This is a genomic window from Nocardia sp. NPDC050413 (assembly GCF_040655475.1).
GTDB lineage: Bacteria > Actinomycetota > Actinomycetes > Mycobacteriales > Mycobacteriaceae > Nocardia > Nocardia coubleae.
Window position 1 is genome coordinate 282,864 of record NZ_JBFAJZ010000002.1, and the last position, 15,271, is coordinate 298,134.

Below are 15,271 nucleotides of genomic sequence, written 5' to 3' on the forward strand. Positions count from 1 at the left end.
CACGGCGAGGTAGACGGGTCAGCCCGCGCTCGGGAGTCCGAGCGCGGCCAAGACCCGGTCGGGCCTGCGCGTGCTGATCAACCAGTACGGCGTCGGGTCGTCCGGGTCGTCGAGGACGAGCAATGCCATCGGCCCGATCCAGGGCCGGTGCTGGACATAGGCGGCGGGGTCGAGCTGACGACCCAGCGCCGCACTCTTGGCCGTCGGTGCGACGGCCGCGGCCCGCGCGACGAAGCTCACCGGCAGGTGGGCGCGGTCGACGCGCAATTCCGCCGTTCCCTCGGGGGTGACGGCCACTTCCAGCCGGTGACGGCTCATCCACAACAGAATCCACACGGGCACCGGTGCCATCAGCACATACGGCAACCAGGCCCGCAGCCCGGGCGCGCCCATGTGGAACTCGGCGGCGATCAGCCCGGCGATCGCGAAGCCCACCGGCCACCACCACAGTGGCACCCACAGGCGCTCCCGGTAGGGCGACGCGGTGGGCGCGGCGGCCGCGCGAGCGTCGGTGTCTGCGGCGTCGGTGGTCGGAGAATGGGACTGGTCGGGCACGGTTCAAGACTAGGCGATCGTGGCAGGGTCGTGACGCGCTGGTCCGGCTCCGAGCGCGTAGTCTCGACCGATGTGAACGCACTTGCACCGATTCCGCTGCGGCGGCTCGATCCCGGCATCCCTGTGCCGAAGCGTGCCCATCCGGGTGACGCGGGCGTCGACCTCTGTACCACCGAGGATGTGATCATCGAACCGGGTGAGCGGGTGCTTGTCGGCACCGGGATCGCGCTCGCGCTGCCGGTCGGCACGGTCGGCCTGATCCACCCCCGCTCGGGTCTGGCCGCGAAGGCGGGCCTGTCGGTGGTGAACACGCCGGGCACGATCGATGCGGGCTATCGGGGCGAGATCAAAGTGTGCCTGATCAATCACGACCCGCGCACCGCCGTCGAGCTGCGCCGCGGCGACCGCATCGCCCAGCTGCTCGTGCAGCGGGTGGAGCTGGTCGAGTTCGCCGAGGTCGACGACCTGGACGAAACCGTGCGTGGCGCGGGTGGTTACGGGTCGAGCGGCGGGCACGCGAGCCTGACCGGCAAGGAGGCGTAATGGGTCTGTTCGGTAAGAAGAAGCGCGCACCGCGCGAGGACGACGCGGTCTACGACGACGAGTACGGCGACGACTACGCCGCGGACGAGTACGACGATTTCGCCGATACCGACGACTACGACACCGACGAGTTCCGCCGCCCCGACTTCGCCCACCTCGATTTCGACGACGCCCCCACCGACGAGCGCATCTACGGCAACTTCGACCACGCCCCCGACGCCGCCGCCGGCCCGTACGACATCACCGAAGTGACCGACGACATGATCGCGCGCAGGCTCGATCTGGGGTCGGTGGTCATCCCGGTGCCCGAGGGTGGGCAGCTGCAGGTGGAGATGAGCCCCGACGGCACCCCGCAGGCGGTGCACCTGGCCACCCAGCACGGCAGGCTCACCGTTGCCGCGTACGCCGCGCCGAAGTCGGCCGGGCAGTGGCGGCTCGTCGCGGCCGATCTGGCCGAGTCGCTGCGCGGTGACGGTGCGAGCGTCGCCATCGAGAAGGGCCCGTGGGGTCGTGAGGTGAAGGCGGTCACCGAGGGCGCCGATCTGCGCTTCATCGGTGTCGACGGGCCGCGCTGGATGATCCGGCTGGTCGCGGCGGGACCCTCGGGCGCGGTCGACGATCGCAGTCCGCTCATCACCGCCGCGCGGGCCGTCCTGGCCGACGCGGTGGTGCGGCGCGGCTCCGAGCCGCTGCCGGTGCGTGACCCGCTGCCCGTGGTGCTGCCCCAGGAGCTGGCCGAACAGCTCGCCGCCGCCCATCAGCAGCAGGTGCTCGCCCAGCAGCAGGCCATGGCCGCGCAGGCCGCCGCCGCGCAGACCCCGCCCTCGGCGGTACCGCCGAAGCTGCCCGACGAACCGCGGCGCGGCGCCGACGGTTCGGCGATGCAGCAACTCGGCCTGAACTAGGTTGCGGCCGAGACCTTTTCGGTCGAGAGGCGGTCGAGTTCGGTGAACCCGGTGTGTCCGAGGACCGCCGGGTTCGCGCCGAGTTCGTCGAGGGTGATCCGGCGCAATCCGGCCGTCGGCAGCGTCGCGGCCCATTCTTCGGCGACGGCGATCGGATGCACCGGGTCGTCGCCCGCGCCGATCACCGCGACCGGGACGGGGCAGGCGGCCAGTTCCTCGACGGTCGGCCAGGAGTAGGCGGCCGCCTCGTCCAAAGCCTGCGGCAGGTCGGGCCACTGGCCGCGCCAGGACTGGGTGAGAGCCTCGGCCAGCCAGGCCGGGCTCGAGGCGCGCATACGGGCGATCACGGCGTCGAGACCGTCGGCGCGAAGTTGCCCGGCGGTTGCCGAGGCGCTCAGAGCCGCGGGGCACGTGGTGGTTTCCGGGCCCGTCCAGGCGGGTAATGCTGTGATGACACCGACAACCGCGTCGCGATGTCCGGTGGCCCACCGTAAGGCGATCGCGGCACCCAGCGAGATCCCGGCCGCCAGGACCGGTCCGCGCGCGGCGGCGGTGTGCAAAGCCGCGGTACAGCTCGCGATCACGGCCTTCGGGTCGGGTTCGACGGCAAGGAATTCCAGGCCGTGAGCGGCCGCGGCCGGTCCGAATGCACGGGCTGCGAAATCGGCGTCGGAGCCGGTTCCGGGCAGGGCGACCACGGTGACCTGGGGTGGGGTGCGCAACACGGACCGAGCGTAGCGGCCCGGCGTTTGCCCATCTACAGTGGCGTTGAAGGCCAACTAGCGGGAGAAGCGTGCCATGTCGTCATCCACGGGCTCACACAAGTCGGGATCGGGCCCGGACTCGGGATATTTTCGTCGACTCGGACGCCGCCTGACGGCCGATATCGATCAGCTCGACGCCGAGGAACTGGCCGAGACCGCCGACGCCTCGGGCGCCCGGCGAGCCAAGGACTGTTGCCGCGGCGAGGAAGCCACCATCGTCGGCAGGCTGCGCAGCGTGGAGGCCTGTCCGAAGGCGGCCGGTGCCACGGTGCAGGCCGAGTTCTTCGACGGCACCGACGCCATCACCCTGGTGTGGATCGGGCGCAGGCGCATCCCCGGCATCGAACCGGGCAGGCGCATCCTGGTGCGCGGCCGCGTCGGCGACCGCGACGGCCGCAAAGTGATCTTCAACCCCTACTACGAATTGCGCGGGAACAGCTGACGTATGCCCTCCAGCGACGAGTACCGCCCCATCGCGGACCCTGAAGCCACGGTCGCCCTGCCGGTGGTCACCGACCACCCCGTCGACCCCGACGTCGACAAGGAGACGGCCGAGGTCGAGCAGACCCTGCTCGAGCAGCTCGGCGGCATCAGCGGCCTGATCTACTCCACCCTGCCCGTGCTCGTGTTCGTTCCGGTGAACACCTTCGCCGGGCTCACCGCCGCCATCTGGGCCGCCCTCGGCGTGGCCGCGGGCGTGCTGATCTGGCGGCTCGTGCAACGCAGCCCCGTCCAGCCGGCCATCTCCGGCTTCCTCGGCGTCGGGCTGTGCGCGTTCATCGCCCACCGGGTGGGAGAGGCCAAGGGCTTCTTCCTGTTCGGCATCTACACCAGCCTCGTGTACGCGGGCGTGTTCGCCCTGTCGATCCTGTTCCGGTGGCCGCTGGTCGGGGTGATCTGGGGCGCGCTCAACGGCCACGGCACCGCATGGCGCAGCGATCCACGGGTGCGCAAGCTCTACGACCTGGCCACCGTCGTGTGGGTCGTCGTCTTCGGCGCCCGCTACCTGGTGCAGTCCCAGCTCTACGACACCGACCACACCACCTGGCTCGCCATCGCCCGTATCGCGATGGGCTGGCCGCTGACCGCTGTCGCCCTGGTGGTCACCGTGTGGGCGGTGCGTCGCGCGGGCCACCTGCCCGCCGACAAGTCCGCTGTCGGAAGGGATTCCGCTTCCGCCTGAGGGTGGGCAGGGGTACCGCCGGAGGTGGGGAACTACCCACCCTGGGGTACCTGGTTGCCGCCGCCTGTTCGTCGCACGATCAATGCATACCGAATTACGCAGTGATCGTGAGAGGACCGGCGACCATGATGGCAACCGAGCACCGTGCAAGCGCAGCTTCCAAGCCCGGCTCAGCCCAGTCGGAGAGCAGGCGCATCGGCGCCGAACTCGACGCCCTGATCGGTCCCGCCGCCCGCAACGACCGCGACGCGATCGCCGAGATCCTGCGTCTGGTCCACCCCCTCGTGCGCCGCTACTGCTCGGCGCGGATGGGTGCCACCGGCCACCTCACGGTCACCGCCGACGATGTCACCCAGGAAGTCCTGATCGCCACCGTCGCCGCGATCCCGCGCTACCGCGACCAGGGCAAGTCCTTCCTGGCCTTCGTGTACGGCATCGCCGCCAACAAGGTGTCCGACGCCTTCCGCCGGGGCAAGCACACCGCGTATCCGATGGCCGAGATGCCCGACACCGCCAGCGCCGAAGCGGGTCCGGAGGAGTGGGCGCTCGCCTTCGAACGGCGTGCCGCGACCCGCGAACTGATGCAGGTGCTGGCTCCGAATCACCGTGAGGTGCTGATGATGCGGATCGTGCTCGGCTGGAGCGCCGCGCAGACCGCCGAGGCCATCGGCACCAGCCCCGGCGTGGTCCGGGTGATGCAGCACCGCGCGCTCAACAAGCTGCGCGCCCAGCTCGCCGCCGCCTGAGGGCGGCTCAGGGCCGGATGCCGTGCCCGGCCAGGGTGAGCCGCAGGTCCTCCTCGGCCTCCACCGAGGTGACGAACAGCAGCTCGTCGTCGCCTTCGAAGGGGTCGTCGGCCTGGGGCACGATCACCCGGCCGCCCCGCAGGATCGTCACCAGAGCGGTGTCGCGCGGCAGGACCAGGCTGCGCACCGGCTTACCGGCCAGCTGGGTGTCGGCGGGCAGGGTGATCTCGACCAGGTTGGCTTGGCCCTGACGCAATGTCATGAGCCGAACCAGATCACCCACCGACACCGCCTCCTCGACCAGCGAGGCGAGCAGGCGCGGTGTCGACACCGCCACATCGACACCCCACGATTCGTCGAAGAGCCATTCGTTGCGCGGATCGTTCACCCGCGCCACCACCCGGCGCACCCCGAACTCGGTCTTGGCGAGCAGACTGTGGACCAGGTTGGTCTTGTCGTCGCCGGTGGCCGCGATCACCACCTCGTAGGTTTCCAGCCCGGCGTTCTCGAGCAGCGACAGCTCGCAGGCGTCGGCGTGCACCCAGACCGCGTCGGGGATGGCGGGCGGGTCGATGTGGTCGAGCTGACGTTCCAGCAGCATCACCCGATGCCCGCCGCGCAGCAGTTCCCTGGCGATCGAGCGCCCGACGGCGCCCGCCCCGGCAATGGCCACCTTCATGTTCAGTCCTCGCTCACGGGGGCCTTGGCCGCCAGCGCGACCACCTCACCGACACTGCCGGAGGTCGCCGCGACGTACACCACGTCGTCGGCCTGGACCACCGTCTTGGATTCGGGCAGCAGGCCCCGGCCGAAGCGCAGGATGAACGCCACCCGCACGCCGAGGTCGCGTTCGAGGTCGCGCACGGTGCGACCGAACCAGTCCTCGTGCAGCGTGAGCTGGGTGACGGCCACCGCGCCGGTGGGTTCGCGCCAGGTGGTCGTGGAGTTGTCACCGATCAGCGTGCGCAGGAAACGGTCGGTCGTCCACGGCACGGTGGCGATGGTCGGGATGCCGAGCCGTTCGTAGACCTCGGCGCGTTTGGCGTCGTAGATCCGGGCGACGACGCGTTCCACGCCGAACATCTCCCTGGCCACGCGCGCGGAGATGATGTTGGAGTTGTCGCCCGAGGACACGGCGGCGAAGGCGTCGGCACGTTCGATTCCCGCGCGGGTCAGCACATCACGGTCGAAGCCGACGCCGATCACTTCCTGCCCGGTGAAGCCCTCACCGAGCCTGCGGAAGGCGCTGGGATCACGGTCGATCACCGTGACCTCGTGACCCACCCGGGTCAAGGCGCGGGCCAGCGACGACCCGACGCGCCCACACCCCATGATCACTACGTACACCGTGCACCCTCGTTCCTTGCCGAACCCGTGGCGTCCGGCTTGGACCGTACCCGCCGGAGCTTCCCCCGCCCAGTTTCCCCCTGGCGAGGCGGTGCAAACAACCTCGACATCCCGGTCGGCGGCCAGGTCACGTGAGCGCGAACACATCGATGATCCCGTCTATGCTCAGCCCGGTGTCCAAGTTGACGACGGCGGCCAAACGCGTGCTGCTGGGCAGGCCCTTCCGCAGTGACTCGCTCGGCCATACCTTGTTGCCCAAACGGATCGCGCTTCCGGTGTTCGCCTCCGACGCGATGTCCTCGGTCGCCTACGCGCCGGAGGAGATCTTCCTGGTGCTGGCGGCGGCGGGCATCTCCGCGTACATGTACGCACCGTGGGTCGGTCTCGCCGTGGCGGTGGTGATGGCGGTGGTCGTCGCCAGTTACCGGCAGAACGTGCGCGCCTACCCGTCCGGCGGTGGCGACTACGAGGTCGCCACGGTGAATCTCGGCCCGACCGCCGGGCTCACGGTCGGTAGCGCCCTGCTCGTCGACTACGTGCTCACGGTGGCGGTGTCGATCTCGTCGGCCGCCTCGAACATCGGCTCGGCCATCCCGTTCGTCAACACACACAAGGTGCTGTTCGCGGTCGTCGCGATCGCGGTGCTCACGGCCATCAACCTGCGTGGTGTGCGCGAATCGGGCACGGCCTTCGCGATTCCCACCTACGCCTTCATCTTCGGCATGGTCGTGATGCTCGGCTGGGGCCTGTTCCGGACCTACGTGCTCGGTGACGACATCCAGGCCGTCTCTGCCGGATTCGGGCTCCAGGCCGAGGACGAACACCTCTACGGCCTGGCCTTCGCCTTCCTGATCGCGCGCGCGTTCTCCTCCGGCTGCGCGGCGCTGACCGGTGTCGAGGCGATCAGCAACGGCGTGCCCGCCTTCCGTAAACCCAAGTCGCGCAATGCCGCGACGACCCTGCTGATGCTGGGCACCATCGCCGTCGTGCTGCTGATGGGCATCATCATCCTGGCGCAGAAGATCGGGGTCGTCTACGCGCACGACACCTCGAACCTGGTCGGCGCGCCCGCCGATTATCACCAGAAGACGCTGATCGCCCAGATCGCCGAGACCGTCTTCCACGGCTTCCCCATCGGCTTCTTCTTCATCACCATCGTCACCGCCCTGATCCTGGTGCTGGCCGCCAACACCGCGTTCAACGGTTTCCCGGTGCTCGGTTCGATCCTCGCCCAGGACCGCTACCTGCCGCGTCAGCTGCACACCCGGGGCGACCGGCTGGCGTTCTCCAACGGCATCCTGTTCCTCTCCGGTGCCGCCATCGCGTTCGTGGTGTTGTTCGACGCCGAGGTCACCAAGCTGATCCAGCTCTACATCGTCGGTGTGTTCGTGTCCTTCGTGCTCAGCCAGACCGGCATGCTGCGGCACTGGACCCGCCTGCTGCGCAAGGAGACCGACCCGCAGGAGCGGTCGCGGATGAAGCGCTCGCGCGTCATCAACGCCATCGGCCTCACCCTCACCGGGACCGTGCTGGTGATCGTGCTCATCACCAAGTTCTTCGCGGGCGCCTACATCGCCATCATCACGATGGTCGCGATCTTCATCGTGATGAAGCTGATCCACAAACACTACGACTCGGTGGCCCGCGAACTCGACGAATCCGATTGGGACGGGGTGCTGCCCAGCCGCACCCACTCCATCGTGCTGGTGTCGAAACTGCATCTGCCGACGCGCCGGGCACTGGCCTACGCGCGGGCCACGCGCCCCGACACGCTCGAGGCGGTGACGGTGAACGTCGACGACGCCGACACCCGCAAGCTCGTGCGCGAATGGGAGAACAGCGAGATCAACGTGCCGCTCAAGGTGGTCGAGTCGCCGTATCGCGAGGTCACCAAACCGGTGCTCGAGTATGTGAAGCGGGTCCGCAAGGACGCGCCGCGCGACGTGGTCACCGTGTTCATCCCCGAGTACGTGGTCGGTCACTGGTGGGAGCAGGTGCTGCACAACCAGTCGGCGTTGCGGTTGAAGGGCCGGTTGCTGTTCGAACCGGGTGTGATGGTGACCAGTGTGCCGTGGCAGTTGTCGTCTTCGACGCGGGCCAAACAGGCGGCCGAGGTGAACGCACCGGGCTCGGTGCGTCGCGGGTTCGACCGGCCGGAGCGGCGCGAGTGAGCGTGCCCGGCCGACAACGGAAGTGGGTGTGGCTGTGAGTGATTGGCGCGGACAGGAATTCGAGGTGCGTCTCGGTGCGCCCGGGCACGGCGGGTTCTGCGTGGGCCGTCACGAGGGCCGGGTGGTCTTCGTGCGGCACGGACTGCCCGGTGAGCTGGTGCGCGCCCGGGTCACCGAGGATCGTGGTGGTTCGTTCTGCCGTGCCGACGCGGTGGAGATCATCGAGGCCTCCGCGGACCGGGTGCCCGCGACCTGTCCGGTCTCGGGGCCGGGCGGGGCCGGGTGCTGCGATTTCTCCTTCGCCACCCCCGCCGCGCAACGCGCGCTCAAGGCGACCGTGGTGGCCGAGCAGTTGCGCAGGCTGGCCGGGGTGGAGCGTGAGGTCGAGGTCGAAACGATCGGTGACGAGGTCGTCGGCGGCTGGCGCACCCGGGTGCGCCTGGTGGTCGACGCGGCCGGTCGCGCGGGCGTGCACCGGTACCGCAGCACCGAGGTGATCCCGGATCTGCGCTGCCCGCAGCCGGTGGCGGGCGCACTCGACGGTGTGGCCGAGCGGTCCTGGACGCCGGGTGCCGATCTGGTGGTCGCCGTGGACGGTGACGGCGTCCGTCATATCGTCGAACTGGCGCCTGCCGCCGAGGCGGACCGGGCGGGCACCCGGCCCGCCACCCCGCGAGGCGGCACCCGGGGGCGTGGGCAGCGACCCGCGCGGCACCGCGAATCGGGTCGCCCCGCCGCCGACGAACGCGGTGCGGTGCGCGACCGGGCCGCCGCCCGCAAGTCGGCGACCAACGCGCCGCGCGAGGAATGGGTGATGGCGGGCAGCGGCCGGGCCGTCGAGTATGTCGCGGGCCGTCGCTGGGAGCTGTCGGCCACCGGTTTCTGGCAGGCGCATCACGGTGCGGCGCAACGCTATTCGGATCTCGTCGCCGAATGGTCGGGGCTGGAACCTGGCGGTTCGGGCTGGGATCTCTACAGCGGTGTCGGTGTCTTCGCCGCGCGGCTGGGGGAGCAGACCGGGCAGACGGGTGCGGTGTCGGCCGTGGAATCGGCTCGGTCCGCCGTCGCCGACGGGACGGCCGCGCTGCGCGACCTGCCGTGGGTGCAATTGCACGCGGGCCGGGTCGAACGCTGGGCTCGCGAGGCCACGACCACCCCCGATGTGGTCGTCCTCGACCCGCCTCGTGCGGGCGCGGGCAAGGAGGTCGTGGCCGCCGTCACCGACGCCGACCCACGCCGGATCATCCACATCGGTTGCGACCCGGCCTCTTTCGCGCGCGACCTCGGTTTGTACCTCGACGCGGGCTACCACCTGGCCGAGTTGCGTGCCTTCGATGCCTTCCCGGTCACCCACCACGTGGAATGCGTCGCGCTGCTCGACCGCTGAGAACCCGGCGATCGCACCGACCCGGGTTCCACCGCGGCTATTCCAGCGCCCAGGTCACCCGCACATTCGCGCCGACCTCGGTCTCGCCGGGGACGACCGGCACCGGGGAACTGCTGCGCGCGAACATGATCGGTGAATCCATCTCGGCGCTCACGTCGTAGGCGCGGGGCGTGGGTGAGGTGTCCTCGGTGATCTGTAGCACCGCACCCAGGCGCACACCCGCGCGCGCCGCGTACTGCTCGGCCTTGGCGAGCGCGTCGTCGTAGGCGGCGTCGCGGGCCTGGACCAGCAGTGGGGCGGGGTCGGCGATGCCGCGGGTGAGTCCGCCGAGGCGCACGTCGTCGCCGCCCGCGTTCACCGCGGCGGCCACGGTCTCGGCGGGTTCGGTGCCGCTGCCCTCGCGCAGCGCGATGCTGAGTCCCGTGGACGCGAGGTAGCCGACGATCTCGTTGCGCCCGTTGTCGGTGTAGACGGTCTCGGTGCGCACACTGAGACCGCTGGTCGCCAGGTCGCTGTCGCGCACCCCGGCCGTGCGCAACGCCGCGACCACGGCGTTCACCCGCTGACCCGCCCGGTCGTAGGCGCCCGCCACCGTGGCGGCGCGCGATTCCACCGTCAGGGTGACGCGGATGAGGTCGGGGATCGCGCGCACCGTGCCGCGTCCGAAGGTGGTGGTGCTCGGCTGAGGGGATCGTTCGCTCACCGCTGCTCCTGTCGGTCGAGGGCTGTTGTGCAGCCCAACGTCTCGCATCGCCGGAGGGTTCCTTGTCCGGTCAGTGACTGCCGGAGATGGTGCGGACCGTGGCTTCCATCTGCGCGTACGCACCGGCCGCGAGTCGTTGCAGCAGGGCGAGTTTGAGTTTCGGATGCACCTCGGTGAGCGAGTCGAACACCGCCGGGCTCAGTACCGCCACCCGCACCTGGGTTTCGGCGATCACCGCGTTGACGAACGGTTTGCCGACCAGCATCGGTATCTCGCCGAACGACATCCCCGCCGACAAGGTCACCAGCCGGTGGGTTCGCCCTTCGGTGCCGGGGAAGGTGAGCCGCACCCGCCCGTCCAGGATCAGATACAGCCCCGAGCGCTGATCACCGCGTTCGGCGATCGTCTCGCCCCTGGCGAAGGTTCGCTCGCCGAAATCGGCGGCCAGTCGGGCGCGGTCGTCGGGATCGAGCTCGGCCAGCAGCGGGTGCTCGTCGAGGGTGATCGAGGTGGTCGGGTGTGTTCCGGGTGGACGGTGCCGGGCGAGCACGATGTCCTCGCACCATTCGGTGGCGGTATCGCGATCGATGAACACCCGCCCGCGCGGGTCGTCGGGCCGCAGGCTCGACACGTCGTGGCCGAGCTTGGCATCGGGATCGACCAGCGCCACCCGCACCCCGGCCGGTACGAGTTCGGCCTGCAGCGCGTCGAGCATCCCGCGTGCCACCACGCTCACCTCACCTACCCGGCGCAGGTCGATCGCCAGCGCGTCGAGCTCACCCGAGGCGGCCTCGATGGCCCGGACCGCCCGTTCGGCGCCGGAGAACAGCAGGTCGCCGTGCAGTTCGTAGACGCGGGCGCGGTCACCGTGCGCGGCGAGCACGGCGGCGTCGTCGGGGGAGCGGCGCATCCGCGACGGCAGCTCCGACACCGAGTGCTCGGCGCGGATGGCGGTGCGCGCGGACCGGGTCACGTGACAGAAGTGCAGTTCGAGCCGCCGCGACAGTTCCCGGCATGCCGCCACCCCGCGCACACTGTTGCCCTGACCGTCCAGGCGCGGCGAGTACACCGAGATGCCGAGCTGCCCCGGCAGCACCGCGATGATCCCGCCGCCCACCCCACTCTTGGCGGGCAGCCCCACCGTGGTCACCCAGTCGCCCGCCGCGTTGTACATGCCGCAGGTGGTCATCACACTCAGCACCCGTTCGGTGAGTGCCGTCGACAACGCCCGCTCGTGGGTGGCCGGGTTCACGCCGTTGTCGGCCAGCGTCGCCGCCATCACCGCCAGGTCGGCACAGGTCACCTCGATCGAGCACTGGCGGAAGTAGCGGTCGACGACGGCGTCGGGGTCCACGTCGATGACCCCCACCGAACGCAGCATGTACCCGATCGCCCGGTTGCGGTATCCGGTGCGCGATTCCGACTGGTACACAGCGTCGTTCACGCGCAGCTCGCGTCCGGCGAAGCGCGAGTAGCACTCCCGCACCCGCTCGAACTCGCCGGGACCCTTGATCAGCGAGGCGGCGGTGATCGCCCCGGAGTTGATCATCGGGTTGCTCGGGCGCTGGGTGTCGGGTTCGAGCGCGATCTCGTTGAACGGCTCACCCGACGGTTCCACATCGATGTGGCGGGCGACTTCGTCGAGCCCCCGCTCGGCCAGGGCGAGCGCGTAGGTGAACGGCTTGGAGATCGACTGGATGGTGAACCCGACATCGGTGTCGCCGACCCGGTAGACCAGCCCGTCGGCGGTGGCGAGGCACAGTCCGAACGAGTCCGGTGCGACGGCGGCGAGTTCGGGGATGTAGTCGGCGGGCGTGCCGGAGGTGTCGTCTCGGCAGGCCGCGTACACCTCGTCGAGAATGCCCGCGACCACCCCGGGATCGATCCTGTTCGGTTCGGCCACAGCGTCACTGTAGGGGGCATTGACAACGGTTCCCCGGCTGACGCGCGGGGAGATTGTGCTCACACGTCGCGCCCGTCAGCCGGGGGTGCGCCCGCTGGTCGGCGGGCCGTCCCGGCTACCGTCGGACAGTGCGCGACACCGGTCGGGGGCTTTCGCCCGCGGCCCGGCCAAATACACTGGGCGGATCAATCGGAAGTCCGGAGGGAGCGAGTTCAGGTGGGAGTGCTGTCGCGGGTGGATTCACCCGAAGATCTGCGCCGGCTGAGCGTGCCGCAGCTGCGGGAACTGGCGGACGAGATCCGCGAGTTCCTCGTGGCGAAGGTCGCCGCCACCGGTGGTCATCTCGGTCCCAACCTCGGTGTGGTCGAGCTGACCATCGCCCTGCACCGGATCTTCGATTCCCCGGCCGACCCGTTGATCTTCGACACCGGCCACCAGGCCTACGTGCACAAGATCCTCACCGGCCGCAAGGACCGCTTCGACACGCTGCGCATGCGCGACGGCCTGTCCGGCTACCCGAGCCGCGCCGAGAGCGAACACGACTGGGTGGAGTCTTCGCACGCCTCGGCCGCCCTGTCCTACGCCGACGGCCTGGCCAAGGCGTTCTCGCTCACCGACCGGAACCGCACCGTGGTCGCCGTCGTCGGCGACGGCGCGCTCACCGGCGGCATGTGCTGGGAGGCGCTCAACAACATCGCCGGTGCCGACCGCCCGGTGGTGGTCGTCGTCAACGACAACGGCCGCTCCTATGCCCCGACCATCGGTGGCCTCGCCGACCGGCTCACCGCCCTGCGCACCCAGCCGGCCTACGAGCATGCCCTCGACACCGGGAAACGTCTGCTGAAAAGCATTCCGGCCGTGGGGGATTCGGCCTACTCGATGGTGCACGCGCTCAAGGCCGGGATCAAAGACGCCGTGAGCCCGCAGGAACTGTTCGGCGACCTCGGCATGAAGTACGTCGGCCCCGTCGACGGCCACGACCTGGTCGCGCTCGAGGCGGCCATGCGCCGCGCCAAGGATTTCGGCGGCCCCGTCGTGGTCCACGCGGTGACTCGCAAGGGCAACGGCTACGAGCACGCCGAAAACCATGTCGCCGACCAGATGCACGCCTGCGACCCCATCGACCCGCTCACCGGCCGCCCCCTGGCGGGCAAGAAGGCCAAGGGTTGGACAGCGGTGTTCTCCGAGGAACTCATCGAGCACGCCGCGCGCCGCGACGACATCGTCGCCATCACCGCCGCCATGCCCGGCCCCACCGGTCTGGCCGCGTTCGGTGAACGCTTCCCCGAGCGCATGTTCGACGTCGGCATCGCCGAACAGCACGCGATGACCTCCGCCGCAGGCCTCGCACTCGGCGGCATGCACCCCGTGGTCGCCATCTACGCCACGTTCCTCAACCGCGCTTTCGACCAGCTGCTGATGGATGTGGCGCTGCTGAAACAGCCCGTCACCGTCGTTCTGGACCGGGCGGGCATCACCGGACCCGACGGCGCCAGCCACAACGGCATGTGGGACTTCTCGCTGCTCGGCATCATCCCCGGCATCCGCGTGGCCGCCCCCCGCGACGGCGCCACCCTGCGTGAGGAACTGGCCGAGGCGCTCGCCGTCACCGACGGCCCCACCGTGCTGCGTTTCCCCAAAGGCACTGTCGCCGAAGACATCACCGCTGTCGAACGCCTCGACGGCCTCGACGTCCTCCGCCTGGCCGTGCCCGGCGCGGGGACGGTGCAGACCCAGCACGGTGACGTCCTGCTCGTCGCCGTCGGCCCCTTCGCCGACACCGCCGTGCACGTCGCCGAACACCTTGCCCCCCAGGGCATCTCGGTGACCGTGGTCGACCCCCGCTGGGTCCTCCCGATCTCCGACACCCTGGTCAAACTCGCCGAGAACTACCGCCTGGTCGTCACTCTGGAAGACGGCGGCCTGCACGGCGGCATCGGCTCCACCCTCTCCGCTCGCCTGCGCGCCGCCGGCCTCGACGTCCCCACCCGCGACCTCGGCGTCCCCCAGCAGTTCCTCGACCATGCCTCCCGCCCCGAAATCCTCGAGGACCTGGGCCTCACCCCCGAAGCCATCACCCAGCGCATCACCGCCTGGCTCGGCGCCCACTAACCTCTCCGCCGGGCGACGACCGCGAAGTTCAACGGAATTCGCGGCCGTCCCGGTGGCAACATCCAACCTTGTTCGCAGGCAACGAGTTCCGGGAAGGCGGGCCAGTCCATATAGGGCAGCTCCCGCACCGCCTCGATCGCCAGTCCCGCGTCGAGCAGTGCTCCCACCACCTCACCGAGATCGTGTCGCCATTCGTGATTGGTGGTGTGGGTGATCTGCCCGGCGGAATCCTCGGTGTAAGTGCCCGAATCCGTGTACGTCCTCGTCCCGCCCCCGCCGAGGTAGTCGTCGGAGATCTCCCACGGCTCGAACCCCATCGCGCCGAGAATCGGATGATCGTCCCGGATCGAGAACACCCCACCCGGCTCCAGCAGATCGTGGATCGACCGCGCCCAACCCGAGAGCTCCGGCAACCACACAATGGTTCCCGCACTCGTCACCACGGTGTCGAAACGCCGCCCGACCAGCTCCGAAGCCCGCCGCGCATCCCCTTCGACCCAGGTGATGTCACACCCCGCGTCCCGCGCGATCCGCTCCGCGTGCCGCAACGAATTCGGCGACAGATCGAGCCCGTGCACATCCACCGCACCGAGCCGCACCCACGACAAGGTGTCGATCCCGATATGACACTGCAGATGCAACAACGACCGCCCCACGATCCCGGACTCCGGCAAGTGCGGCGCAAGCACCCCCAGGTCGTTGCGCACCACCGCCGAGATCCGCCCCGAATCCGCGACATACGCATCCACGTCATACATCCGCGACCGCACATGCACCTCGGCCCGCTCATCCCAATTCGCCCGATTGGCGGCGATCGCCTCTTCGAACACAACGCTTCCTCTCGACAGCCGACACCCGACACTAACCACGAACAAGCGCCCCGTCGATCCATTTTTCGCACAGTGCTTTACTTCTTGTCGAGAAATGAACAGAGAACGCCTACGGAATATTT

General features: G+C 69.7%; 15 protein-coding genes. 8 read left to right on the top strand and 7 right to left on the bottom strand.

The annotated features are described in order from the left end of the window. Window positions 1-18 precede the first annotated feature (18 nt). Window positions 19-462 (bottom strand): DUF3093 domain-containing protein, encoded by a 444-nt coding sequence (locus AB0I19_RS07300; protein WP_067636670.1) that lies wholly within the window; start codon window positions 460-462, stop codon window positions 19-21. Between the two features lie 165 nt (window positions 463-627). Here AB0I19_RS07300 and dut point away from each other — a divergent pair, with 165 nt between their 5' ends. Together dut and AB0I19_RS07310 are read left to right on the top strand one after the other, a co-directional pair. Then, window positions 628-1,098: a dUTP diphosphatase gene (gene dut / locus AB0I19_RS07305; protein WP_357145677.1), complete on the top strand. Its 471-nt coding sequence runs from the start codon at window positions 628-630 to the stop codon at window positions 1,096-1,098. After that, on the top strand, window positions 1,098-2,003 hold the full coding sequence (locus tag AB0I19_RS07310; RefSeq protein WP_357145680.1) for a DUF3710 domain-containing protein: 906 nt from the start codon (window positions 1,098-1,100) through the stop codon (window positions 2,001-2,003). Before dut ends, AB0I19_RS07310 begins: the two co-directional genes overlap by 1 nt. Here the strand turns inward: AB0I19_RS07310 and AB0I19_RS07315 are convergent. After that, a complete protein-coding gene (locus AB0I19_RS07315) occupies window positions 2,000-2,728 on the bottom strand; it encodes an alpha/beta hydrolase (protein ID WP_357145683.1) in 729 nt (242 codons plus the stop codon). The two genes, AB0I19_RS07310 and AB0I19_RS07315, sit on opposite strands and share 4 nt — an antisense overlap. Before the next feature lie 73 nt (window positions 2,729-2,801). Between AB0I19_RS07315 and AB0I19_RS07320 the strand changes: the two genes are divergently transcribed. The 3 genes from AB0I19_RS07320 (at window position 2,802) to AB0I19_RS07330 (ending at window position 4,696) form a co-directional block, all read left to right on the top strand. Then, a complete protein-coding gene (locus AB0I19_RS07320; protein ID WP_067492853.1) occupies window positions 2,802-3,209 on the top strand; it encodes an OB-fold nucleic acid binding domain-containing protein in 408 nt (135 codons plus the stop codon). Window positions 3,210-3,212: 3 nt separating this feature from the next. Continuing rightward, window positions 3,213-3,950 (top strand): DUF3159 domain-containing protein, encoded by a 738-nt coding sequence (locus AB0I19_RS07325; protein ID WP_357145685.1) that lies wholly within the window; start codon window positions 3,213-3,215, stop codon window positions 3,948-3,950. A 128-nt stretch (window positions 3,951-4,078) separates the two neighbouring features. After that, window positions 4,079-4,696 carry a sigma-70 family RNA polymerase sigma factor gene (locus tag AB0I19_RS07330; protein ID WP_357146679.1) on the top strand — a complete coding sequence of 206 codons (618 nt, stop codon included), beginning with the start codon at window positions 4,079-4,081 and terminating at the stop codon, window positions 4,694-4,696. A 7-nt stretch (window positions 4,697-4,703) separates the two neighbouring features. On the opposite strand, the gene AB0I19_RS07335 is transcribed toward AB0I19_RS07330, so the two are convergent. Then, window positions 4,704-5,375 carry a TrkA family potassium uptake protein gene (locus AB0I19_RS07335; protein ID WP_067492857.1) on the bottom strand — a complete coding sequence of 224 codons (672 nt, stop codon included), beginning with the start codon at window positions 5,373-5,375 and terminating at the stop codon, window positions 4,704-4,706. A gap of 2 nt (window positions 5,376-5,377) precedes the next feature. Next, complete coding sequence (locus AB0I19_RS07340; protein WP_067492859.1) at window positions 5,378-6,043, bottom strand: TrkA family potassium uptake protein; 666 nt, start codon at window positions 6,041-6,043, stop codon at window positions 5,378-5,380. 173 nt (window positions 6,044-6,216) lie between these two features. Between AB0I19_RS07340 and AB0I19_RS07345 the strand changes: the two genes are divergently transcribed. Together AB0I19_RS07345 and AB0I19_RS07350 are read left to right on the top strand one after the other, a co-directional pair. After that, window positions 6,217-8,214: an APC family permease gene (locus AB0I19_RS07345; protein ID WP_357145688.1), complete on the top strand. Its 1,998-nt coding sequence runs from the start codon at window positions 6,217-6,219 to the stop codon at window positions 8,212-8,214. 34 nt (window positions 8,215-8,248) lie between these two features. Beyond that, entirely contained in the window at window positions 8,249-9,601 is a 1,353-nt protein-coding gene (locus AB0I19_RS07350; protein ID WP_357146681.1) for a TRAM domain-containing protein, read from the top strand. Window positions 9,602-9,638: 37 nt separating this feature from the next. Here AB0I19_RS07350 and AB0I19_RS07355 read toward each other — a convergent pair whose 3' ends face one another. Further along, a complete protein-coding gene (locus AB0I19_RS07355) occupies window positions 9,639-10,304 on the bottom strand; it encodes an SIMPL domain-containing protein (protein ID WP_357145691.1) in 666 nt (221 codons plus the stop codon). Between the two features lie 70 nt (window positions 10,305-10,374). Further along, window positions 10,375-12,207 carry a glutaminase A gene (gene glsA, locus AB0I19_RS07360; protein WP_357145694.1) on the bottom strand — a complete coding sequence of 611 codons (1,833 nt, stop codon included), beginning with the start codon at window positions 12,205-12,207 and terminating at the stop codon, window positions 10,375-10,377. A gap of 216 nt (window positions 12,208-12,423) precedes the next feature. On the opposite strand from glsA, the gene dxs reads away from it, so the two are divergent. After that, window positions 12,424-14,319 (top strand): 1-deoxy-D-xylulose-5-phosphate synthase, encoded by a 1,896-nt coding sequence (dxs, locus tag AB0I19_RS07365; RefSeq protein WP_357145697.1) that lies wholly within the window; start codon window positions 12,424-12,426, stop codon window positions 14,317-14,319. Here dxs and AB0I19_RS07370 read toward each other — a convergent pair. Further along, a complete protein-coding gene (locus AB0I19_RS07370) occupies window positions 14,316-15,149 on the bottom strand; it encodes a class I SAM-dependent methyltransferase (RefSeq protein WP_357145700.1) in 834 nt (277 codons plus the stop codon). The genes dxs and AB0I19_RS07370 overlap by 4 nt on opposite strands. Window positions 15,150-15,271 lie beyond the last annotated feature (122 nt).

Excerpts from the sequence above, each read along its gene's own strand:
- AB0I19_RS07310 (WP_357145680.1), top strand. The coding sequence starts at position 1,098 with ATGGGTCTGTTCGGTAAGAAGAAGCGCGCACCGCGCGAGGACGACGCG.
- AB0I19_RS07320 (WP_067492853.1), top strand. The coding sequence starts at position 2,802 with ATGTCGTCATCCACGGGCTCACACAAGTCGGGATCGGGCCCGGACTCG.
- AB0I19_RS07325 (WP_357145685.1), top strand. The coding sequence starts at position 3,213 with ATGCCCTCCAGCGACGAGTACCGCCCCATCGCGGACCCTGAAGCCACG.
- AB0I19_RS07330 (WP_357146679.1), top strand. The coding sequence starts at position 4,079 with ATGGCAACCGAGCACCGTGCAAGCGCAGCTTCCAAGCCCGGCTCAGCC.
- AB0I19_RS07335 (WP_067492857.1), bottom strand. The coding sequence starts at position 5,375 with ATGAAGGTGGCCATTGCCGGGGCGGGCGCCGTCGGGCGCTCGATCGCC.